This is a genomic window from Leucobacter sp. WKLB1, from assembly GCF_059696215.1.
In genome coordinates, this window is record NZ_AP046115.1 from 2737477 (window position 1) to 2758893 (window position 21417).

At 66.0% G+C, this 21417-nt stretch carries 16 protein-coding genes; 9 read left to right on the top strand and 7 right to left on the bottom strand.

Annotation, left to right across the window (positions count from 1 at the left end; genetic code table 11):
* Positions 1-97: 97 nt before the first annotated feature.
* Together gdhA and ACZF5Y_RS12645 are read right to left on the bottom strand one after the other, a co-directional pair.
* A complete protein-coding gene (gene gdhA, locus ACZF5Y_RS12640) occupies positions 98-1450 on the bottom strand; it encodes an NADP-specific glutamate dehydrogenase (protein ID WP_497532983.1) in 1353 nt (450 codons plus the stop codon).
* Positions 1451-1562: 112 nt separating this feature from the next.
* Complete coding sequence (locus ACZF5Y_RS12645) at positions 1563-2255, bottom strand: iron-dependent transcriptional repressor DtxR (RefSeq protein WP_497532984.1); 693 nt, start codon at positions 2253-2255, stop codon at positions 1563-1565.
* A gap of 88 nt (positions 2256-2343) precedes the next feature.
* On the opposite strand from ACZF5Y_RS12645, the gene serC reads away from it, so the two are divergent.
* Complete coding sequence (serC, locus tag ACZF5Y_RS12650; protein ID WP_497532985.1) at positions 2344-3462, top strand: phosphoserine transaminase; 1119 nt, start codon at positions 2344-2346, stop codon at positions 3460-3462.
* A 105-nt stretch (positions 3463-3567) separates the two neighbouring features.
* Here serC and ACZF5Y_RS12655 read toward each other — a convergent pair whose 3' ends face one another.
* The 5 genes from ACZF5Y_RS12655 to ACZF5Y_RS12675 all read right to left on the bottom strand — a co-directional run bounded on the left by ACZF5Y_RS12655 (position 3568) and on the right by ACZF5Y_RS12675 (position 10619).
* Positions 3568-4626 carry a class C sortase gene (locus ACZF5Y_RS12655; RefSeq protein WP_497532986.1) on the bottom strand — a complete coding sequence of 353 codons (1059 nt, stop codon included), beginning with the start codon at positions 4624-4626 and terminating at the stop codon, positions 3568-3570.
* A gap of 108 nt (positions 4627-4734) precedes the next feature.
* Complete coding sequence (locus ACZF5Y_RS12660) at positions 4735-6228, bottom strand: SpaH/EbpB family LPXTG-anchored major pilin (RefSeq protein ID WP_497532987.1); 1494 nt, start codon at positions 6226-6228, stop codon at positions 4735-4737.
* A 69-nt stretch (positions 6229-6297) separates the two neighbouring features.
* On the bottom strand, positions 6298-9390 hold the full coding sequence (locus ACZF5Y_RS12665; RefSeq protein WP_497532988.1) for a SpaA isopeptide-forming pilin-related protein: 3093 nt from the start codon (positions 9388-9390) through the stop codon (positions 6298-6300).
* Positions 9391-9622: 232 nt separating this feature from the next.
* The gene (locus ACZF5Y_RS12670) at positions 9623-10249 is read right to left on the bottom strand and encodes a DUF3027 domain-containing protein (protein ID WP_497532989.1); all 627 of its coding nucleotides are present in this window, start codon (positions 10247-10249) and stop codon (positions 9623-9625) included.
* On the bottom strand, positions 10242-10619 hold the full coding sequence (locus tag ACZF5Y_RS12675; RefSeq protein ID WP_497532990.1) for a cold-shock protein: 378 nt from the start codon (positions 10617-10619) through the stop codon (positions 10242-10244). The genes ACZF5Y_RS12670 and ACZF5Y_RS12675 overlap by 8 nt, the downstream gene beginning before the upstream one ends.
* A gap of 141 nt (positions 10620-10760) precedes the next feature.
* On the opposite strand from ACZF5Y_RS12675, the gene ACZF5Y_RS12680 reads away from it, so the two are divergent.
* The 8 genes from ACZF5Y_RS12680 (at position 10761) to ACZF5Y_RS12715 (ending at position 21331) form a co-directional block, all read left to right on the top strand.
* Positions 10761-11027, top strand: coding sequence for a hypothetical protein (locus ACZF5Y_RS12680; protein ID WP_053352305.1), 267 nt, complete (start codon positions 10761-10763; stop codon positions 11025-11027).
* Positions 11028-11042: 15 nt separating this feature from the next.
* Positions 11043-12827 carry a helicase-associated domain-containing protein gene (locus ACZF5Y_RS12685; RefSeq protein ID WP_497532991.1) on the top strand — a complete coding sequence of 595 codons (1785 nt, stop codon included), beginning with the start codon at positions 11043-11045 and terminating at the stop codon, positions 12825-12827.
* Positions 12828-12917: 90 nt separating this feature from the next.
* Entirely contained in the window at positions 12918-14603 is a 1686-nt protein-coding gene (locus ACZF5Y_RS12690; RefSeq protein ID WP_497532992.1) for a DNA repair helicase XPB, read from the top strand.
* Between the two features lie 113 nt (positions 14604-14716).
* Entirely contained in the window at positions 14717-15745 is a 1029-nt protein-coding gene (locus ACZF5Y_RS12695; protein ID WP_497532993.1) for a LacI family DNA-binding transcriptional regulator, read from the top strand.
* Positions 15746-15894: 149 nt separating this feature from the next.
* Positions 15895-17415, top strand: a complete 1521-nt coding sequence (gene mmsA / locus ACZF5Y_RS12700; RefSeq protein WP_497535338.1) for a multiple monosaccharide ABC transporter ATP-binding protein — start codon at positions 15895-15897, stop codon at positions 17413-17415.
* Entirely contained in the window at positions 17412-18815 is a 1404-nt protein-coding gene (gene mmsB / locus ACZF5Y_RS12705; protein WP_497532994.1) for a multiple monosaccharide ABC transporter permease, read from the top strand. The genes mmsA and mmsB overlap by 4 nt, the downstream gene beginning before the upstream one ends.
* A 38-nt stretch (positions 18816-18853) precedes the next feature.
* Positions 18854-19981, top strand: a complete 1128-nt coding sequence (locus ACZF5Y_RS12710) for a substrate-binding domain-containing protein (protein WP_497532995.1) — start codon at positions 18854-18856, stop codon at positions 19979-19981.
* Between the two features lie 102 nt (positions 19982-20083).
* The gene (locus ACZF5Y_RS12715; protein WP_497532996.1) at positions 20084-21331 is read left to right on the top strand and encodes an AGE family epimerase/isomerase; all 1248 of its coding nucleotides are present in this window, start codon (positions 20084-20086) and stop codon (positions 21329-21331) included.
* The last annotated feature ends 86 nt before the right edge of the window (positions 21332-21417 follow it).

The following is a 21417-nucleotide window of genomic DNA, read 5'->3' on the forward strand; positions in this document are numbered from 1 at the left end:
CGCTCGGGTCACGAAACCCTCAACCTCCGCTGAAACGTGCGGTAATTCGGGCCCAGAGCTCGGCGCCGTTGTTTCGACGCCGAGCGATTTCACGGGATCAGATCACGCCCTGAGCCAGCATGGCCTGAGCGACCTTGACGAACGCCGCCGAGTTCGCGCCGAGCACGTAGTCACCGGGTCGCCCGTACCGTTCAGAAGCCTCATACGCCGAATCGTGCACGTCGCGCATGATGTCGTGAAGACGAGACTCGCTGGTGTCGCGGTCCCAGCGCGACCGAGCCGCATTCTGGCTCATTTCGAGCGCAGACGTCGCGACACCGCCGGCATTCGCCGCCTTGCCCGGCGCGAACAGTACTCCGGCCTGCTGGAAGAGCTCTACGGCTTCGGGCGTCGCGGGCATATTGGCGCCCTCAGCAACCGCGCGCAGGCCACCGGCGATGAGCGAGCGGGCATGATCGGCGTCCAGTTCATTCTGCGTGGCGCAGGGGAAAGCGAGCTCACCGGTGACGTCCCATACTGATCCGCCCGAAACGAAGCGCGCGCTCGAGCGGCGCTCTGCGTACTCCGAGATGCGCGCGCGCTCGACCTCTTTGACCTGCTTGAGGAGGTCAACGTCGATACCGGCCTCGTCGACGATGTACCCGCTCGAATCCGATGCCGTGATGGCGATGCCGCCGAGCTGCTGCACCTTCTCGATGGCGTACGTCGCAACGTTTCCCGAGCCCGACACGACGGCGCGACGACCTTCAATGCCTTCGCCCGCGCGCAGCAGCATCTCTTCGGCGAAGAACACGGCTCCGTATCCGGTTGCCTCCGTGCGCACTTCCGCACCGCCCCAACCGAGCCCCTTGCCCGTGAGCACACCGGCTTCATAGCGCTGAGTGATTCGGCGATACTGTCCGAAGAGATACCCGATTTCGCGCCCCCCGACCCCGATGTCGCCTGCAGGAATATCGGTGTGCTCGCCGATGTGGTGCACCAGCTCGGTCATGAAGCTCTGACAGAAACGCATCACCTCGGCGTCACTCTTGCCGCTCGGGTCGAAGTCGGAACCGCCCTTGCCTCCGCCAATTCGCTGCGAGGTGAGCGCGTTCTTGAAGATCTGCTCGAAGCCCAGGAATTTGACCACCGACAAGTTGACCGTCGGGTGGAAGCGCAGACCCCCTTTATAGGGGCCCAGTGCCGAGTTGAATTGCACGCGGTACCCGCGGTTCACGCGCACGCGACCGGCATCGTCGGTCCACGGCACGCGGAAGATCAGCTGCCGCTCCGGCTCCACGAGCCGGTCGAGTACACCGGCTTCGATGAACTCGGGGTGCTCGGCGAGCACCGGGCTCAAGGTTTCGAGCACCTCGTGCACCGCTTGCAGAAACTCCGGCTCCGCGGCACTGCGTGATTCGACGATCTCGGCAACAGCCTGCAGATGCGCTTCTGGGGTGGGTACGGTCACGAATTACTCCTTGGTGTATCAACTCCGTTGTGGGCAGACCTCATAGGCCGCACCGAATGGGTACCGCACTCCAAACGAGCCGTTTCGTGACGGCGGGGGAACTACGGGGTCTCTACAGCGAGACGAAAATGTGGGCGGCGACCTCGGTTGGCAGATCGATCGCCTCACTCGAACCCTCAACCTCGATGTGGACGATGTCCGCAGTCCGGGTGAAGGAAGCCTTGTTGCCGGGCAGCACTCCCGCGCCCGCAAGCTGCTCTAACAGCTCGGGGTCGGTCTGCAGCGGTTCGGCGAGCCGTTTGATGCGCGCGGTGATCGGCTGGTCGGGGTCGATGAGCACATCGCTGAGTCCGGTCACCCCGGTCTGGAACGAACCGGCGCGCACCGCACCGAGCTCTTCGAGACCGGGAATGGGATTGCCGTACGGCGACTCCGTGGGGTTGCCGAGGATGCCGAGCAGCTTGCGCTCGACCTGCTCACTCATCACGTGTTCCCAGCGGCACGCCTCTTCGTGGACATACGCCCACTCGAGTCCGATGACATCGGCGAGCAGACGCTCTGCGAGCCGGTGCTTGCGCATCACGTGCGTCGCCTTGCTGCGGCCCGCAACGGTGAGCTCGAGTCGGCGGTCATCGGTCACAACGACGAGCCCGTCGCGTTCCATACGACCGACGGTCTGCGACACGGTCGGACCCGAGTGGCCGAGGCGCTCCGAAATGCGCGCGCGCAGCGGAACGATGCCTTCTTCCTCGAGCTCCAGAATGGTGCGGAGGTACATCTCGGTGGTGTCGATCAGGTCCGTCATCGCCGTCCTTTCGGGTCCGGCGTCCAGCTTAGGGCATCCTGACCTGGCGGCGCATGCCTGGCCCTGCGCCGTCGCTAGAATTACGCGTATGGCTGACATTACGATCCCTGCTGAATTGCTGCCCGCCGACGGACGGTTCGGCTGCGGCCCGTCGAAGGTGCGTGACGAGCAGATCTCCTTCCTCGGTTCGCTGCAGCCGGGGGTGCTCGGCACGTCGCATCGCCAGGCGCCGGTCAAGAACCTGGTCGGCAGCGTGCGCTCGGGCCTCGCCGAGCTCTTCCGCGCACCCGAGGGCTACGAGATCCTGCTCGCCAACGGCGGGGCGACGACGTTCTGGGACTCGGCCGTGCACTCGCTCATCGAGCGCCGCAGTCAGCACCTCACGTTCGGCGAGTTCGGTGCGAAGTTCGCAAAAGCGGCCGGCGCGGCGCCGTTCCTGGAGCAGCCCGACGTGCGCTCCGCAGATGCGGGCTCGCGGTCGGAATCGTCCGTGATCGCGGGCGTCGACGTGTACGCCTATCCCCACAACGAGACGTCAACGGGCGTGATGGCCCCCGTTCGCCGTGTGGCCGGTGACGCCGGATCGCTCACCGTCGTCGACGCGACCAGTGGTGCGGGCGGTATCGACTTCGATGCATCCGAGGTCGACGTCTACTACTTCTCTCCGCAGAAGAATTTTGCCTCCGACGGCGGACTGTGGTTCGCTCTGGTCTCCCCCGCCGCCATCGAGCGCATCGAGCGCGTCACCGCTTCCGGTCGCTACATCCCCGAGACGCTGAACCTCGCCGGCGCCATCGAGAACTCCCGGAAAGACCAGACGCTGAACACTCCTGCTCTCGCGACCCTCGGGCTCATGGACGAGCAGGTGCGCTGGATGAACGCGCAGGGCGGCCTGTCGTGGGCTGCGGCCCGCACCGCCGAGTCCTCCGCCGTGCTCTACGACTGGGCCGAGCGTAAGGCGGTCGCCACTCCGTTCGTGACGAACCCCGATCATCGTTCGCAGGTCGTCGTCACGATCGACTTCGACGACTCGGTCGATGCGGCAGCGATTTCTTCGGCGCTGCGCGCCAACGGCATCGTCGACACCGAGCCGTACCGCAAGCTGGGTCGCAATCAGCTGCGCGTCGCGACGTTCACCGCCATCGACCCCGATGACGTGCGGGCGCTGACCGCTTCGATCGATTACGTGCTCGAGCGCCTGGGGTAACCGGCCGCGCTGCACCGACCCACCCAAGCGACGACAAGCCGGGTGAACAGGGTTCTGAGAACCACCGTTCACCCGGCCCGTCGTCGTTGAGCCGCCGAACCCGGCTTACAAGGGGGGTGCTCCAGGCTCGGCGGGGCGCGGGTGTCCATCGCTGCGGGGTAAGGGGTATGCAGACGATGGAGCACCCGCTGGGGGCGGAGCAGCCGACAGAGGAAGGCCATCAGCCGCTCCGGTCTGGGATCGGGGGTCCGACTGGACCTCCGAAGTGTGAATGCCCGAACGGTATACGTAGGAGCCGAGCAGCAGGAGCGTCGCCGCGAGTCCGACAGCCCACCACGGGAACCCCGGCTGATCGGATGCTGATCCGGCACGATCGAGATCGGCCTGCGGAGTCGGCGTCACGCGCTCTGCGGTCACGAGGATGCGATGAGTGTTGATCCCCAGCGGGGTGCAGGTCACGAGGGTGACGAGATCCTTGCCGTATTCAGGAAAGAGTGATGCCGTGTCCTCGGGTTCGACGACCTCGGTGGTCGTCACCCGGTAGGTGAGCACTTGCCCGAAGACCTCGATCGTGAAGGTGTCGCCGACCGCGAGACGATCGAGGTGCGTGAACAGCTCGGACGACGCCAGCCCGCGGTGCGCGGTCAGCACGGAGTGCTGCGATTCGCCACCGATCGGGAGCGACGTGCCCTCCAGATGTCCCACGCCCTTCGCGAGCGTCGCGTCGTCGGTGCCGTGGTAGATCGGCAGGTCGACATCGATCTTCGGAATGCGCAGGCGCCCCATTGCTCCGTCGGCGTCGGCGCGCAGCAGGTCGGCGTAATCGCCGTTGCCGCTCGCGACGCCGGTGCCCTGCGGCACCCGCGCGTTCTCCGCGAGCAGGGCCCCACCGACGAGGTCGTCGTTGTACGCCTGCGCTCGCGCAAGCTCGTCGGAGAGCTGCGTCGGGGTCTCCTGCTGCTCTGCACCGCCGACCGAGGCGATGACGCGAGCCTGCTCCAGCTGAGACAACCAGTTGGCCACACTCGGGTACATGAAGATCAGTACGCCGATGAGTGCCAGCACCGAGATCACCGTCGCGAGGCGAGGGAACCGCCAGGTGCGTCGAACCGATGCTTGTGCGTGGCGCGGTGCGCTCGGACGCGGTGCGGTCGTGATGCTCATGGGATCCCCTCCTCTCGAGATTCGATGCGGTGCGGTGTGTGCTTCGGGAGTGATGGCCAGGATCGGGGGCGGCTGGCGCGCCGCCCCCGATCCGCGGCCGGATCGCGGCTAGTTCGCGGCCCGCTGCTTACGACGCGATGCGGCGAGCGCTGCACCACCGGCCATCGCCACGAGTGCGATGCCTCCGGCCATGAAGATCATGGTTCCGGTCGAACCGGTGAGCGGCAGGTTCGGCACCGATTGCTGCGTGTTCTTGATGGTGACGGGCGTGACGGAGGTGATCGCACCAGCGGTCACGGTGATCTTGGTCCAGACCGTGCTGTCCGTAGGAAGCACGTAGCCCGCGGGAGCCTTGGTCTCCTTGACCCAGTAGTCCTTCGATACCGTCGCGTCGTTGCCGACCCAGAGGCCATCGATGGTGATCTCACCGGCGTCGTTCGTCGTGAGGGTGCCGACCGAGGCGACGCGAGAAGCGTCGGTGTTCGAGGTGTGCAGCGTGAACTCTGCGCCCTTCAGCGTCTGCGCGGGGGTCTTCGCCGAGGTCTTCACGATCTTGAGCCCGCCCCAGTTGGTCTGCGGCTTGTTGGTCTCGCGAACCGAGTCGTTGGTGTTGACGAACGCCTGGTTCAGGATCTTGCCGTCGCCGAGCGAGTTGACCTTGGTGGAGTAATCGACCGTGACCGTCTTGGAGCTGTCGAGCTTGCCGAGGCCGGTGCCGGTGAAGGTCACGATGACGTTCGCGCCGTTCGCTGCGGGCAGCGTGGCGGGGGTCAATGTGTAATCGGTGTCGCGCACGAGCGCCGTGCCGTTCAGCTTCACGTCGACGGCGGTGAGGCCGAGGCGCGAATCGAGCTGATCGGTGATGACGAACTTGCGGTAGGTGTCTCCCGCGCCGAGTGCGGGCACGGCGGTCGAGACCGTCCACTTGACCGTGGAACCGAGCTTCACGTCGTCAGGAGCCGAAACCGACTTGGTCGGCACCGTCGTGTTCAGTTTGTTCTTCGGGTAGACCTGCACGTCGTAGATCCACGTGCTGTCGGTCGAGCTCGGGAACGGCACCGAGACGAGGAACGGCTGCGCCGGCGAGACGACCGGGTTCGAGCCCGGGCTGGTCTCGGTGACGAGGTAGAGGCCGTAGGGCAGGTTGCTCGCCGTGGCGAGCCCGCCGCCTGCGGTCGTCACCGTCGGGGTGCTGGCGGCCACAACGCTGTAGCCGGCCTTCGCCGCGCTGCCGGTCACGTCGGCCGGGGTGAGCGAGTTGCCGCCGACCTTGGTCTGATCCCAGCCGGTCGAGGTGGTGAGGTCGATCGGGGTGCCGTTGTAGGCCACACGGTCGATCTTGAACGTCACGCCGTCGAGCCCGGCGCCGAGTGCCGAGACCGCTGACGGGGAGTTGATGACCTTGCCGTCACCGGCGACGCCCGGGTCGCCGGCGTGCTTGTGGATCGTGAGCGATCCTACAGTGCCGGTGATGTTCGACGTGCTCGGGTCTGCGGCCTGGGCCGCAGACCCGACACCCACGGTTGCGAGCAGCGCCAGAGCGGCAGCGCCGGCGATGGCGATCGCCCGGCGGGCGATCCCTTCGCGATTCTTGCGAGTCATGATGGTTTCCTCTCTATGGGCCGTGCGCACACGGACCGGGGTATCGGTGTTCTATAAAGCGTGGATAGGTCAGTGAGTTCGTGCGCGGCGGATGCCTCGCGCGACCAGGCCGGTAATCAGGGCGAGCGCTGCGACGCCGAGCCCGCCGAGGGTGAAGGCATCGGCTCCGAGGCCACCGGTGAGGGGAACGACGACCGCGGACTGCTGCTTGTTCGTCTGCGCTCCCTTGTCGATCACGGTGCCGGCGTTGCTCGCATCGACCGTGAAGGTGAACTGCGCCCCGATGACGTATCCCGGAGGTGCTTTCGTCTCGGTCGCCGTGTACGTTCCCCAGTTGAGGTTGCCGAGCGCGAAGCGGCCGGCGGCAGCATCGGTGTCGGGTTCGGTGCAGGGCGTGGCGGTGCAGTCGGTGATCGCGGTGCCCGAAGCGCCCATGCCGGGGCCGGTGATCTTCCACTCGGATCCGTTCAGCAGGGCACCGCCTGCCTGTGCGGTCTTCGACCACTTCACTGCGCCCGGTCGGTCACTGTTGGTGATCGTGCAGGTGACGTCTGCCGCGTTCGCGATCTGCACGACGCCTGCGGCAGAAACCGTGAGCGCCGTCTGCCCGTTCGTGCAGCTCCACGCGCTGGCGGTGTACCCGCCGGGGCCGGCTTCGGTGAGCGTGTAGTTGCCCGCCGTCACCGTGGCCGCGGTGACCGCCGCCTGTGTGGTCTTGCCCGAGATTGTGGTGGGGCCGGTCGCCGTGAGCGTCCAATCCGAGACCACACTGGTACCGCCCGACGTATTGTTCATCTTCTTGACGAGGGTGAGCTTTGGCGCTTTAAGCCGATTCACATAGGTGCAGTCGACGCGGTCGCCGGGAATGACGCCCGCGATCTGCGTGGCGTTGGGGCCGGTCAACGCGGTCGTGGCCGTGGTGCCATCGAGGTGCGTCACGAGGCAGCTGCCGCGTTGGAACTCGTAGTCGGTGCCGTTCTGCTCGTTCACCGTGATGGTGGCCGACTGCGCCTTGGCACCGAAGGTGTACGACCAGGAGGCGTCGCCAGCAGTGCTGGTGGTCTGCGTGACCGCGTTCGTGCTCGCAACCAGTGTCGAACCGCTGGCTGGGGTCGCCGTGGCACCCACCGTCCACCCCTGACGCGGTGTCGGGTTCTGCCCGTTCACGTCGGTAACGTCCTTGTGGATCGTGACCTGCGCGACAAGCGGCGCATTGAAGAATCGGCACTCCACGGCTTGCCCGCCTGCAGGAATCGTGATCTTGCCCGTCGTCGTGGTGCCCTGAGTCGTTTGCACGCCGTCGACGAGGCAGCGGTAGCTCGAGGCGTACTGCGACAGATCAGTGCCGCCCGAGGCGGTCTCGGTGAACGTGAGCTCGACGCCCCGCACGGTCGGGATCGGCCCCACGCGCTGGCCCTGCAGGCCCGAAGCGGTACCGGTCGTCGTGGTCGTGCCGATGGTCTGCGATCCCTGCGTGAGGGTGAGTGCGAACTGGTCGGTCGACTTCACGCGCTGACCATCGATGAACTTTTCAAGCGTGATCGTCGGAGGCGAAGAGCAGCTTGCGAGGTCGGTGCTGCTGAGCCCCGTCGTGGTCACGACGGTCGGATTCGACCACCCCGGCATGTCATAGGAGCGAATCTGGCCCGCGGAGCCGAGATACCCTTTGCCAGAGGCGTCAAAGGCGACGCCGTTGACGTTGTCCATGGTGGTGCGGCTCGCCGAAACGGATGCCGGAATCGTGCCTCCGTTTGCGGCGGCGAGGTTCGCCGCCGTGACGCTGTAGATCGATGTCGAGGCCCCTTCACCTCGCACGACGAAGAGGTTGCCGACGGCGTCGAACGCCATATCGCCGTTCGCCGATGAGCCCGAGTTGATCGCGATCGTACCCTTGAACGAAATCGGGTTCGATGCGGCAGCGTTGTATTCGTAGAGCCGGAAATTGCCGTTGTCCGTAAAGCCGCCGAAGTAGTATCGCCCATTGCCGAGACTGACCGCCCCCGCCACGAGGTTTGTCTGGGTGTTTCCGGAGTTCGCCCCAGTCGAGCTCCACGTGCCTGTCGCCGTGTTAAACACGTAGACGGTGCCGTTCTGCTGGGTACCCATGTCAGTGCTGCGCATAATCGCATACGCGGAAGCTCCGCCGAGCCCGATGCCGAGTCCGTTGAAGTTGGAGACGTTTGCCGCCGGCGAACCGAATGAGGTCACCGTTCCGTTCGGCGCGATCTGCTGCATCTGACCGCTTGCCGAGACGGCATATACGTACCCCGCTGTGCAGACCGGCTGAGTCGCCGCCGCAGCTGCGGTGACGAGCGGCTGCGCGGCCGCGCGCGCCTTGGTGCGTGGCGTCGGCGTCGGCGTGACGACTTTCGGCGTCGCGACGATGGCGACCTGCGTCGCGTCGGTGTCGGCATTCGCCTCGGTGACGATCTCCGTCCACGACGCAGCATCACCGCTCTGGAAACCGGCGGCGACCTGACTCGGACGCACGCGGAACGTCTGTTCAGCGGCGATGTCGACGACCACACTGGCGTCGGCGTCGGAAGCGAGCTGCTTCACCAGGAACGCACCAGGCGTCGGATCGAGATCGGCTCCGACGTAATCGCTCTGACCGGTATTGTCGGCCACGGTGCCCTGAACCGCAGCCGCCCACTCCGCCGTGCCGTCGGCAACCACCTGGGAGTCGCGTGCGCCGACCACCGTAAAGGCGGTCGAGGAGACAGCCGCTCCTGTTGCATCGACGGCCGTCCAGCGAAGGAACGGTGCCGCGAGTGGATCGTCCGCTGGCGTCTCGACCACGGGGGCCTCAGGCGCGGGCGCTTCGGTGACGGGAGTCTCGGTGACCGGGGCCGGATCGACCGCTGTATCGGCCGCCTCGGTGGACTCGGGTGCTGCAGCGTCAGCTGCTGCTTCGTTCGGTGCTGCGGCGCTGGGTTCCGTAGCGGTGTCCGGAGTCGACGTCGTCGTCGGCACCTGAGACTGCGTGACCTGCTGACCGTCGTTGGCCGTGGATTCGGCGAGGGCGGGTGAAGCGCCGACCAGTGCGATTGCGCACGCTGCCAGCGTGGCGACACCCGTGACTGCCCGGCGCTCCCACCGAACATAGGCGTGCCGGGATGCCTGGCCGTGCCGTCCCCGCTTCGGGCGGTTGAGCTGCTGCATGATGACCCCGTTTCGATTGCTTCACAGGGACGCATCACGCTTTACCCGCAACGCTGGCTACCCCTCGCGATAACGGTAGATTTTTCGTCTTTCCAGGGGATCCGTAAGAATTACGCAACTTTTCAGAGGGGGTACAAATGCCTGATCAAACATGAAAACCCCCTGCGCCGCCGGAGCGGTACAGGGGGTTTTCGGGTGTAATCGAGGCGCCCTGGGGCGTGTTCAGCCAGCGTCAGCGGTGGTGGATGTCTCCATCTTCAGCTCCATCGCCCGCAACGTCATCATCGCCGTCGGTGTCATCGTCTTCATCATCGACGTCGTCGGTGTCGCCGGCGAAGAGCTCGGTATCGTCAGCGTCGTCGGCGAGCCCTTCATCGTCGTCCTCATCGTCATCGAGGTCGGCGTCACCCACTGCGTCGTCATCGAGCTCGAGCGCGTCATCCAGGTCATCGTCGAGGTCGTCGTCTTCGGCATCGAACTCGTCGTCCAGGTCGTCGTGATCGCCCTCATCACCTTCGGCGCCGCCCGATTGTCGCGACTGGGCATCTCGATACTGCGCGAGCCGTTCCGACCACGGCACCCACTCGGGCGCAATCACCGCGCCCTCACCCGGAAGCAGCTCGACTTCGAGCACGGTGATCGGGGCCTCTTCGCTGGTTCGCGTCAATGTGGCGGCCCACCGCCAGCCCGGGTACCCGGGCAGACGGCACACGAAGAACTGGGTGAGTACGTGTTCGCCTTCGACGGCATACCCGTCGTGGCTGCCGATCGATTCGGCCGGAGTGATCTCGAGCAGCGCCGAGCGTGCCTGCTCCGTCGCCGCGAGCAGCACCGAGTCCGGGGTCACAGCCTCAGACATCGAAATCGTCCGCCACTCGGCGCAGCATGGTCGCAACCTTACGCGACTGCGAGCGCTCCGGGTATTGCCCGTTCTTGAGGCGCCCCCCGAGGCCGTCCAGCAGCTTGACCAAGTCCTCGATGATCACTGACATCTCATCGGCAGACTTGCGACTGCGCTTCGCAATGCGCGGCGTATCGATGACGCGCACCGAGAGCGCCTGCGGTCCACGGCGGCCATCGGCAACGCTGTACTCGAGACGCGTTCCGGCCTGCACCTCGGCATCTGCGGGCAGCACCGAGGCGTGCAAGTACACCTGCGATCCGTCATCGCCCTGGATGAACCCGAAGCCCTTGTCTTCGTCATAGAACCTGACCTTGCCGTTCGGCATGCCTCGTCCCTCTCCGTCTCGATGGGCGTTCCCCGCGTTTCGCTCACGCCGGTCGGCAAGCGCGGGTGCCCACACATCCAGCCAATTCTAGCGGGGCATGCTGCCCCCACGCGGAGCCTGAAACCCGATAAAATGGAGCGGATGTCCACTGAACCCAGCACGCCGACGCTCATCGAGCGCATTCTGGCGTATGCCTCGCTCTCGATCATCGCGATCGCGCTGCTCTCATTCTTCGGAACGCTGATCGTCGGCCTGAACGATCGACGCGCACTCGCCGAGGGGTTTTGGCCGGTGGTGTACGGCATCTCGATGATCGGTCTGCCCATCGGCTTCGCGCTGCTCATCATTCTGCTGATCCTCACGCAGCGGCGACGACGTCACGAAGCCCGGAAGCTCACCGGTCGCTAGACCGGGTTCGTTGCCATGAGCGGCACACTCGCGCTCGCTTCCGCTATTGCGGAGATGGATCGCGGCGCGCTCACGGCTCTCGCCCGAGCGCGCCGCCCGATGTCCCCATCGAGCGTGTCCGATCCGATCGGCTTCGCGGCAGATCTCTTGAAACCTGACTCCATCGCCCGGGCGATCGCCCCCCTCGATCGCGGACTCCTTTCCGCGCTGCGATTGGGGTCTGACCCGACGCACCTGCCGCGGTTGATCAGTCTCGGCCTCCTCGGAACTGAAGCGGGAGCAGTCGTGCGGCTCCCCGAAGTCGATGCTGTCCTCGACGAAGCTTTGGCTGCCCATGGCGTCGCACCTGAGCGACTCTCAGAACCGACGACGGCGAGTCCTCCCGAACAGGCGCACGACACCAGTGCGTGGTTCACATCAGCGCTGACCGCGGTCGGCCAATCCGCGGAAGCGCTGCGGACACTGCGCGATCGGCCCGGCCGACTCAACCGCACTGGCAGCATCGCGGTGGCCACGGTGAAGCAGATCGCCGATTCCACCGGTGTCGACGCCAACGACGTCTCCCTCACTCTGAGCGCACTGCTGCGCACTGAACTCATCGCGTCGCTCACCGACGATCAGCTTCTCATCACGGCGGCCCACTCAAGTGAATGGCTGGCGCTCGATCACGTGCAGCGATGGCTGCGCCTGGCAACTGCCGCAGCTGCCGCGATGCCTCACCCGTTGCGGGTCCAATGGGAGCGAGTCGGCACACCCGACCAGCACCTCGGGCTCCTCGCGGCGTCGATCCCGCACCGTTATCCGCTGTTGCCCAGTGCCGATCTGGAGGCGGTATCGGAGTATGTTCGGAGCGCCGAGCACCTCGGCCTCACTTTCGGAGGAGCGCTGACCCCGGTCGCCGACGGACTGCTGGGAGGGGCCGACGTCACTCCTGAGGTGCAACACGCGATGCCTGATCCCGCAGCCGGGGTCTATGTGCAGCCCGACCTCAGCGTCGTGGTTCCCGGCCCGCTCGACCCAGCCGATGAAGCCGTGTTGGCCGCGCTCGCGCGCCCCGAGCACATCGGTGTCGCTTCCACTCGCCGCATCTCCGAAACGTCCATTGCCGAGGCGTATGAGCGCGGGCTCACTCCGGAGGCCGCACGCGAGGCGTTCTCTCGCATCTCGCTCACGGGCATCCCCCAGCCCCTCGAGTACCTCATCGAATCGCTGGGGGCTCGTGTCGGCGGCATCGTCGTCGGCGAGTACGTCGGCGACGAGGGGCGCACCCGCATCTCACTGGCACGGGCCGATGTCGCGAGCACGTTGCTCGTCGATCGCTCCCTGCAGCACTTGCAGCTGCACCGCTCCACGGGATCCGACACCGAACTGTTCTCTCGACTCAGCGCCGATCATGTGTTGGCAGCCCTCGCCGACGCCCGCTACCATGCCACGTCGCACGACGCCGCGCTGCGCACGGGTGCTCCGACGTTGGCACGCGTCGGCGATCCGCAACGCGCCGCATCGCCGCCCCCTGCCGATGCCGACACCCCGCTCGCCGCCCCGCTCATGGACCTGGTCGATCGCGTCTACGCCGCCGCGCGCTCCGAGCCCGGAACGGGCGACTTCACCCGACGACTCGAACTCGCGATCCGCGATCGCAGCACTGTACTCGTCACGGCCGAGGCGCGCGGGCAGGTGCGCACATTCACGCTGCTCCCCGTCTCCGTGAACGCCGGGCGACTGCGCGCAGCCGATCAGGCCGCCGGCGTGGAGCGCACCTTCCCGGTGAGCATGATCACCTCGGTCGAACCCGTCTAACCTCGTGGCGCTCCGAGCCGGCCGCGAAGCGCGCCGATTGGAGTGGCGCGGCCACCCCCGGTTCAGCGTTCCCCGGTAGAATCGCTCGTTATGACTCTCGGTCCCCTCATCGTGCAGAGCGACCACACCGTGCTGCTCGAAGTCGCCCATCCCGACGCCGAAGACGCCCGTCACGCGCTTGCCGTCTTCGCCGAACTCGAGCGCGCGCCCGAGCACATCCACACCTATCGCGTCACGCGGCTCGGGCTGTGGAATGCGCGCGCCGCCGGTCACACGGCCGACGAAATTCTCGACACGCTCAATCGGTATGCGAAGTTTCCGGTGCCGAGCGGGGTCGCCTCCGAAATCGAAGACACGATGCGCCGCTATGGTCGCCTGACGATCGAGCGCGCACCACTGCCCGGCGATTCTTCCGAGGCGGCCGCCGAGGGCGCGCCCGACGAGCCCGCCACTCAGCTCGTGCTGCGCTCCGAGGATCCGATGGTGCTGCGCGAGGTCGCGAGCGCGAAGAAGATCGCGCCGCTGCTCGGCAACCGCATCGATGAGCACACCTTCCCCGTCGAAGCGTGGGCGCGCGGCGAGCTCAAGCAACAGCTCGTCGCACGCGGCTGGCCCGCCGAAGACCTCGCGGGCTATCGTCCCGGCGAGCCCTACGACATCGCTCTGGCCGAAGACGGCTGGGAACTGCGCGACTACCAGGCGAAAGCGGTGGAGGCGTTCCAACGGGGCGGTTCGGGCGTCGTCGTACTGCCCTGTGGTGCCGGCAAGACGATCGTCGGTGCCGCCTCGATGGCCGCGGTCGGCGCGAAGACCCTGATCCTGGTGACGAACGCCGTCTCCGCTCGCCAGTGGCGCGATGAACTGCTGCGCCGCACCAATCTCACCGAAGACGAGATCGGCGAGTACTCGGGGCAGGTCAAAGAGGTCAAGCCCGTCACCATCGCGACCTATCAGATTCTCACCAGTCGCCGAAGGGGCGAGTACGCGCACCTGTCGCTGCTCGATGCCGAAGACTGGGGGGTCATCGTCTACGACGAGGTCCACCTGCTGCCGGCTCCTGTCTTCAAACTCACGGCCGAGTTGCAGGCGCGTCGCCGTCTCGGCCTGACCGCGACGTTGGTTCGCGAAGATGGACGCGAGGGCGACGTCTTCAGCCTCATCGGCCCCAAGCGCTACGACGCCGCATGGAAAGACATCGAAGCGCAGGGGTTCATCGCGCCCGCCGCCTGCTTTGAGGTGCGCGTCGACTTCGGTGAGGCCGAGCGTCTCGACTACGCCGTCGCCGAAGATCAAGATCGTTACCGCATCGCGTCGAGCGCACTGATCAAGCAACCGATCGCTCAGCGCATCATCGATCGCCATCCTGGCGAAAGCACCCTGGTCATCGGCCAGTACATCGATCAGTTGGAGTCCATGGCTGAGGCTCTGGGGTCGCCCCTGATCACGGGTCAGACCCCCGTCGACGAGCGCGAGCGACTGTTCCAGGCCTTCCGCTCGGGCGACGAGAAGATTCTCGTCGTCTCGAAGGTCGCGAACTTCTCCGTCGATCTGCCCGACGCCTCGGTCGCCATTCAGATCTCCGGCTCGTTCGGTTCGCGGCAAGAGGAGGCACAGCGCCTCGGCCGCCTACTCCGGCCCAAGGCGAACGGCGCGACGGCGTCGTTCTACACGCTGATCACGCGCGACACCGTCGATCAAGACTTCGCGCAGAACCGCCAGCGCTTCCTCGCCGAGCAGGGGTACTCGTACACGATCCTCGACGCCGACGACCTGTAAGACCGACCGCGGCGCGCGGTTCACCCGTACGGCTCACTCACGCAACCATTTCGAAACTCGGCTGGGTCGAGTAATGTGAACGTGCACATTCGAGTTTCAGCGCGGAGGCCCTGATGTCCGGAAACGGAGAAACGCGGGCCAAGCCGGCCAGCATCCGTGATGTCGCGCGCCTCGCCTCCGTTTCGCACCAGACCGTCTCCCGGGTACTCAACGATCATCCGAGCATCCGCACCGAAACGCGACAGCGGGTGCTCGACGCGATCCGCAGCCTCGACTACCGCCCGAACCAGGCGGCGCGCGCGCTGGCATCATCGCGCACCCAGGTCATTGGGATTTTGTCGGCGACGGTGGGCGAATACGGAACCACATCTGCGATTGTGGCAATCGAACAATTCGCGCGCGATCGCGGGTATTCGATCAGCACCGTGAACCTCCCGGACGCTTCCTCTGAAGCGATCGGGATTGCGGTGCGACAGCTCGAGCACGAGCAAGTGGCCGGCCTGATCGTGCTCGCACCGCAGGTGCGCGTCTTCAACGTCATCGGCGGGTTCGGCCTCACGGTCCCGGTGGTGAGCCTCCACAGCGACGCCGACGGCTCAGCAGAGAGCATCGCGTCCGACCAGCGCATTGGCGCACGGGTCGCGGTTGAACACTTGGTCTCACTCGGTCATGAAGAGATTCTGCACATCGCCGGGCCACAGGATTGGATTGAAGCGGAGTCGCGCATGCGCGGCTACCTCGACGCGATGTTCGAGGCCGACCTCTCGGCACTGCCCCCGATCCGCGGGGATTGGACCGCCGATTTCGGGCACTTCGCGGGCCGCGAGCTCGCGGGGCGACGCGACGTCACGGCAGTGTTCGCCGCGAACGATCTGATGGCGGTCGGCCTCATGCACGGATTCCGCGTTGCGGGTGTGCGCGTGCCCGACGACATCTGCGTGGTGGGGTTCGACGACATCCCCGTTGCGGCGCACGTCTGGCCGACCCTCTCGACGGTGCGCGTGGACTTCGCGGAGCTCGGTCGGCGTGCGGTGACGCACTTGCTGGCCTCCATCGACCGGCAGGAGCCGCCGACCTTCGCGGTGCTCAGCCCGGAGCTCATCGTGCGGGAGTCCACAACAGGCTCGGCAACACGTCGGTAACGATTCTGTAATCACCCCACAACGTCTTGACACTCGGCGTAACATCATCCACGATGTGAACGGTCACATGAGTGGCAGCAAACGATGACAGTGAGGTCGATCGAGTGGAACCCCAGACGAGCACGCCAGGCGAGGCGCCGGTGCTGCAGATGCGCGACATCACGAAAATCTTCCCGGGTGTCAAAGCGCTCTCGAATGTCTCTCTCACCGTGCGACCGGCGACCATTCACGCCATCTGCGGCGAGAACGGAGCCGGCAAGTCCACACTCATGAAGGTGCTCTCGGGCGTCTACCCGTTCGGCACATACGAGGGCGACATCATCGTGGAAGGCCGAGAGATGCGATTCCGCGACATTCGCGCCAGCGAAGAAGCGGGGATCGTCATCATCCATCAGGAGCTCGCACTGATCCCTGAGCTTTCAATCACGGAGAACATCTTCCTCGGCAACGAACTGCGCCGCGGTCTCGGCATCGACTGGCAGGAGGCGCGCACGCGCACCGCCGAGTTGCTGCAACGCGTCGGGCTCCGCGAAGATCCCGACACCCCGATCAAGACGCTCGGCGTCGGCAAGCAGCAGCTCATCGAGATCGCGAAAGCACTCAACAAGAACGTGCGGCTCCTGATCCTCGACGAACCGACCGCGGCCCTCAACGACAGCGACTCCGCGCATCTGCTCGGCCTGATCCGCGATCTGCGTGAGCGAGGCATCGCCTCGATCATCATCAGCCACAAGCTCAACGAGATCGAGCAGATCGCCGACGACATCACGATCATCCGCGACGGCCGCGTGGTCGAGACCCTCGACGTGCAGCACGGCGGCATCAACGAGGATCGCATCATCCACGGCATGGTCGGTCGGTCGCTCGAGCACCGCTACCCCGACCGCACCCCGAACCCGGGCGACGTGTTCTTCAAGGTGCGCGACTGGGTGGTGCAGCATCCCACGGTGCCCGAGCGGTTCGTCTCGAAGGGGTCGAGCTTCGATGTGCGCCGAGGCGAAGTCGTCGGGATCGCCGGCCTCATGGGCGCCGGGCGCACGGAGCTCGCGATGAGCGTGTTCGGCCGCTCCTACGGCCGATTCATCTCGGGCACAATCGTGAAAGACGGCGTCGAGATCCACGTGCCCGACGTGCCGGCAGCGATCAAACACGGCATCGCCTACGTGAGCGAGGACCGCAAGTCGCTCGGCCTCAACCTGCTCGACTCGATCAAACGCTCCGTGGTCGCCGCCAAGCTTTCGAAGATCACCCATCGCGGCATGGTCGATGCGCAGGAGGAGCGCATCGTCGCCGAGCGCTACCGCAAGTCGCTGCGCATCAAGACTCCCGACGTCAACAACGGGGTCGCGAGCCTCTCGGGCGGCAACCAGCAGAAGGTTGTGCTCGCGAAGTGGATGTTCACGGACCCGGACCTGCTCATCCTTGACGAGCCCACCCGCGGCATCGACGTCGGAGCGAAATACGAGATCTACTCGATCATCAACGAGCTCGCGAACGCCGGCAAGGGCGTCGTCGTGATCTCGAGCGAGCTCCCCGAGCTGCTCGGCATCTGCGACCGCATCTACACGGTGTTCGAGGGGCGCATCACCGATTGCATCCCCGCCGATCAGGCCACTCCCGAGACGCTCATGCGCAGCATGACGTCGCTGAATGTAAAGGCACACGCATGACCACCACCGACACCACGGAGCAGCGCGGCTTCCGTTTCACCGACATCCGCAAGATGTTCGGCGGGGGCACCTCCACCCTGAGGCAGTTCGGCATCCTGGGCAGCCTCATCGCGATCATCCTGATCTTCCAGATCGCTTCGCACGGGCTCACCCTCTCACCGGGCAACGTCATCAACGTGATGCAGCAGTACTCCTACATCCTGATTCTCGCGATCGGCATGGTGATGGTCATCATCATGGGCCACATCGATCTGTCGGTCGGCTCGGTCGCGGCGTTCGTCGGCATCGTGGTCGCGAAGTCGATGGCGGAGTGGAACTTCCCGTGGTGGGCCGCGATCATTCTCGGCCTCGTGCTCGGCGCCCTCGTCGGCGCGTGGCAGGGGCTCTGGGTGGCCTATGTCGGCGTCCCGGCGTTCATCGTCACGCTCGCGGGCATGCTGTTCTTCCGCGGCGCGAACCAGTGGATCGGTGACTCGATCTCGGTTCCGGTGCCGAAGGAGTTCGTGGTGATCGGTGCCGGCTACCTCCCTGAGATCGGCGGCATCCCGATCCCGTACAACGTGCCCACGCTGATTCTCGGCGTGCTCGCCGCGGCCTGGCTGGTCTTCTTCGAATGGCGCATCCGTCGTCAGCAGAAGAAGATGGGGTCGGATCGCGCACCCCTCTGGGTGAGCGTCACCAAGGTGGTGCTGCTCTGCGCCGTCATCATCGGCGCCGCACTGCTCTTCGGCAGCGGTCGCCCCGGCACGAGCTTCCCGGTCTCGGGTCTCATTCTGCTGGCGCTCGTGATCCTCTACTCCTTCGTCACGAACCACACGGTGTTCGGCCGCCACATTTATGCGGTCGGTGGCAACCGCCAGGCGGCGAAGCTCTCGGGCGTCAAGGATCGTCGCGTCGACTTCTTCGTGATGATGAACATGTCGGTGCTCGCCGCCGTGGCCGGCATGATCTTCGTCGCCCGCTCACAGGCATCCGGCCCGCAGGATGGAAACGGCTGGGAGCTCGACGCCATCGCAGCCGTGTTCATCGGCGGTGCCGCGGTCTCGGGCGGCATCGGTACCGTGATCGGCTCGATCATCGGTGGTCTCGTGATGGCTTTCCTGAACAACGGCATGCAGTTGCTCAGCTTCGGCGCCGACACCGTGCAGATGGTCAAGGGCGCGGTGCTGCTCGTGGCCGTGGGCATCGATGCGTACAACAAGCAGCAGGGCCGCCCCTCGGTGATCGGCTTCCTCACGAAGAAGCGCACTCCCGCAGGCGAATTCGGCTCCGTCGAAACCACCCCTATCGGCGCCCGCGCCATGGAGCCGGCGCCGCCCGCGGCCCCAGCTCCCAGCGACGCGTCTCCCCAAACTTCTCCCGCCGACGACAGCGCGACGAGGGAACCCGGCTCTCGATGACGAGTGCCACCAACGATTACAGAAAGCGAATCGAATCCATGAATAAGAGAATCCTCCTCTCGACGGGCGCGCTGCTCGCCGCGGCGGCACTGGCGCTCACCGGCTGCTCTTCTGAGCGCGGTGGCAGCGATGCCGGCGGCTCGTCCGATTCCTCCGAGACCGCGACCGGCTTCGAGGCCGGCTCGACCATCGGCGTCGCGCTGCCCGACAAGACCAGTGAGAACTGGGTGCTCGCCGGCAAGCTCTTCACCGATGACCTCGAGAAGGCCGGCTTCAAGGCCGACGTGCAGTACGCCCCGGCTTCGAACACGGTCGCCGAGCAGCAGAACCAGATCCAGGCGATGGTGACCGGCGGCGCCAAGGTCATCATCATCGGCGCGAAAGACGGCAAGCAGCTCGGCACGCAGGTGCAGGCCGCGAAAGACGCGGGCGCAACCGTGATCGCGTACGACCGCCTGATCGAGAACACCGATGCGCTCGACTACTACGTCGCGTTCGACAACTTCAAGGTGGGCCAGCTGCAGGGCCAGGCGCTGCTCGACGGGCTCAAGGAGCGCTCGGATCACGACGCACCCTACAACATTGAGCTGTTCTCGGGTTCGACCGACGACGCGAACTCGGCAGTCTTCTTCAATGGCGCGATGGACGTGCTGCAGCCGAAGATCGACGACGGCACCCTCGTGGTCGGCTCGGGCCAGACCGACATCCAGCAGACCGCGACCGCTGGCTGGAAGGCCGAGAACGCGCAGAGCCGCACCGATACGCTGCTGACCGCGACGTACAGCGACAAGACACTCGACGGCGTGCTCTCGCCGAACGACACCCTCGCTCGCGCCATCCTCACCTCTGTCGAGCAGGCCGGCAAGCCGCTGCCCGTCGTCACCGGCCAGGATTCCGAGGTCGAATCCGTGCGCTCGATCATGGAGGGCAAGCAGTACTCGACGATCAACAAGGACACCACGCTACTCGTCGAGCAGGCCGTCAAGATGGTCGGCCAGCTCCAGAAGGGCGAAGAGGTCGATGTCAACGACACCGAGCAGTACGACAACGGCTCGAAGATCGTCCCCTCGTACCTCCTCGATCCGGTGATCGTCACGAAGGAGAATGCCGCTGAGGCATACAAGAACGTGCCGAGCCTGCTCGACATCGTGAAGGAATACGAGTAACCACCGCGTCGCTTCTCGAGAAGCTCACGCACTGAGCTGCGCCGGGGCACGGCAGGATCACTCCACCGCTCCCCGGCGCAGCGCCGTTTCGAAAGGCAGCGCATGACCGACCCGCACTTCTCCATCGACACCGCCGAGCACCGAGCCTGGCTCGACGAGCAGACGCGCTTGCTGCTCGCCTTCTCCGAGCCAGCACTCGACCCCGATGCAGGGTTCGCCTGGCTCGACGATGCGGGCCGCCCCGTGCCTGCTGAGGGTTCGCAGCTCTGGCTCGCGGGCCGGTACACCTACTGCGCCGTGCTCGGGCACCTGCTCGGATTCCCGGGCCAGGCTGAACGCGTCGAGCACGGTCTCGCATTCCTGCGATCCGGAGCGCTGCGCGACACGGCCCATGGCGGATGGTTCGTCACGGTCGGCGCGGCTGATCCTGCAGCGAATTCGACGGTGAAAGAGAGTTACGGGCACGCGTTCGTGCTGCTCGCTGCTGCCTCGGCGAAGCTCGCCGGCTTCGACGCTGACGATCTCTATGCCGACGTGCTCACCGAGCTGGAGCGTTGGTGGGAGCCCGGACCGCAGATGTACGCCGACACGTGGGACCGTGAGTTCACCGCTCTCGACCCGTATCGCGGCGCGAATCCCAATATGCACCTCGTGGAGGCGGGCCTACTCGCGTATGAGGCCGACGGCGACCCCCGACACATCGAGCGATCGACCGCAATCGTGCGCCGGCTGATCGGCGAGGTCACGGCGCAGAACGAGTGGCGACTACCCGAGCACTATCTCGAGGACTGGACGCCTGATCCTGAATACGGCGCCGATTCCCCCGACAGCCACTTCCGCCCCTACGGTGCGACGGTGGGCCACTGGCTCGAGTGGGCACGACTCATCGTGGCGCTCGAGACCGCGCAGCGCGCAGCACTCGGCGAGTCGGATTCGTGGTTGATCGACGCCGCGCAGAATCTATTCCGCCGTGCGGTCGCCGATGCCTGGGACGAGGATCGCGGCGGCTTCGCCTTCAGCACCGACTGGAGCGGGCGCATTCTCAATGACCACCGCTTCCACTGGGTGATCGCCGAGGCCGTCGGCACCTCGGCGGTGCTCTACCGGGTGACCGGCAACTCGGAGTACGCCGACTGGTACGCGCGCTTCTGGGCGTACGCCGCCGAGCACCACATCCAAACCGATGGGAGCTGGATCCACGAGCTCGACGCAGATGGGGCGCCGGCGAGCGGCACCTGGAGCGGAAAGCCCGATCTGTATCACGCGTTGCAGGCAACGCTGTTCGCGCAGCTCCCCGCGATGCACACACTCACGCACGGGCTGCAGACTGGCGCGCGCGACCGGGGCTGAATGCGCTGCTCCGACCGGGGGCGCGACCGGACGGCGCGAGGGCGCAACCCGACCACGCAACGCACAGGGCCGGTGTCCGAGGAATT

What these genes read in the sequence shown, in the direction of transcription:
- ACZF5Y_RS12655 (WP_497532986.1), bottom strand. Translation starts at nt 4,626, where the DNA reads ATGAGCATCACGACCGCACCGCGTCCGAGCGCACCGCGCCACGCACAA.
- ACZF5Y_RS12675 (WP_497532990.1), bottom strand. Translation starts at nt 10,619, where the DNA reads ATGCCGAACGGCAAGGTCAGGTTCTATGACGAAGACAAGGGCTTCGGG.
- serC (WP_497532985.1), top strand. Translation starts at nt 2,344, where the DNA reads ATGGCTGACATTACGATCCCTGCTGAATTGCTGCCCGCCGACGGACGG.
- mmsB (WP_497532994.1), top strand. Translation starts at nt 17,412, where the DNA reads ATGACCACCACCGACACCACGGAGCAGCGCGGCTTCCGTTTCACCGAC.
- ACZF5Y_RS12645 (WP_497532984.1), bottom strand. Translation starts at nt 2,255, where the DNA reads ATGACGGACCTGATCGACACCACCGAGATGTACCTCCGCACCATTCTG.
- ACZF5Y_RS12680 (WP_053352305.1), top strand. Translation starts at nt 10,761, where the DNA reads ATGTCCACTGAACCCAGCACGCCGACGCTCATCGAGCGCATTCTGGCG.
- ACZF5Y_RS12710 (WP_497532995.1), top strand. Translation starts at nt 18,854, where the DNA reads ATGAATAAGAGAATCCTCCTCTCGACGGGCGCGCTGCTCGCCGCGGCG.
- mmsA (WP_497535338.1), top strand. Translation starts at nt 15,895, where the DNA reads ATGCGCGACATCACGAAAATCTTCCCGGGTGTCAAAGCGCTCTCGAAT.
- ACZF5Y_RS12715 (WP_497532996.1), top strand. Translation starts at nt 20,084, where the DNA reads ATGACCGACCCGCACTTCTCCATCGACACCGCCGAGCACCGAGCCTGG.
- ACZF5Y_RS12695 (WP_497532993.1), top strand. Translation starts at nt 14,717, where the DNA reads ATGTCCGGAAACGGAGAAACGCGGGCCAAGCCGGCCAGCATCCGTGAT.
- ACZF5Y_RS12690 (WP_497532992.1), top strand. Translation starts at nt 12,918, where the DNA reads ATGACTCTCGGTCCCCTCATCGTGCAGAGCGACCACACCGTGCTGCTC.
- ACZF5Y_RS12660 (WP_497532987.1), bottom strand. Translation starts at nt 6,228, where the DNA reads ATGACTCGCAAGAATCGCGAAGGGATCGCCCGCCGGGCGATCGCCATC.
- ACZF5Y_RS12670 (WP_497532989.1), bottom strand. Translation starts at nt 10,249, where the DNA reads ATGTCTGAGGCTGTGACCCCGGACTCGGTGCTGCTCGCGGCGACGGAG.
- ACZF5Y_RS12665 (WP_497532988.1), bottom strand. Translation starts at nt 9,390, where the DNA reads ATGCAGCAGCTCAACCGCCCGAAGCGGGGACGGCACGGCCAGGCATCC.
- ACZF5Y_RS12685 (WP_497532991.1), top strand. Translation starts at nt 11,043, where the DNA reads ATGAGCGGCACACTCGCGCTCGCTTCCGCTATTGCGGAGATGGATCGC.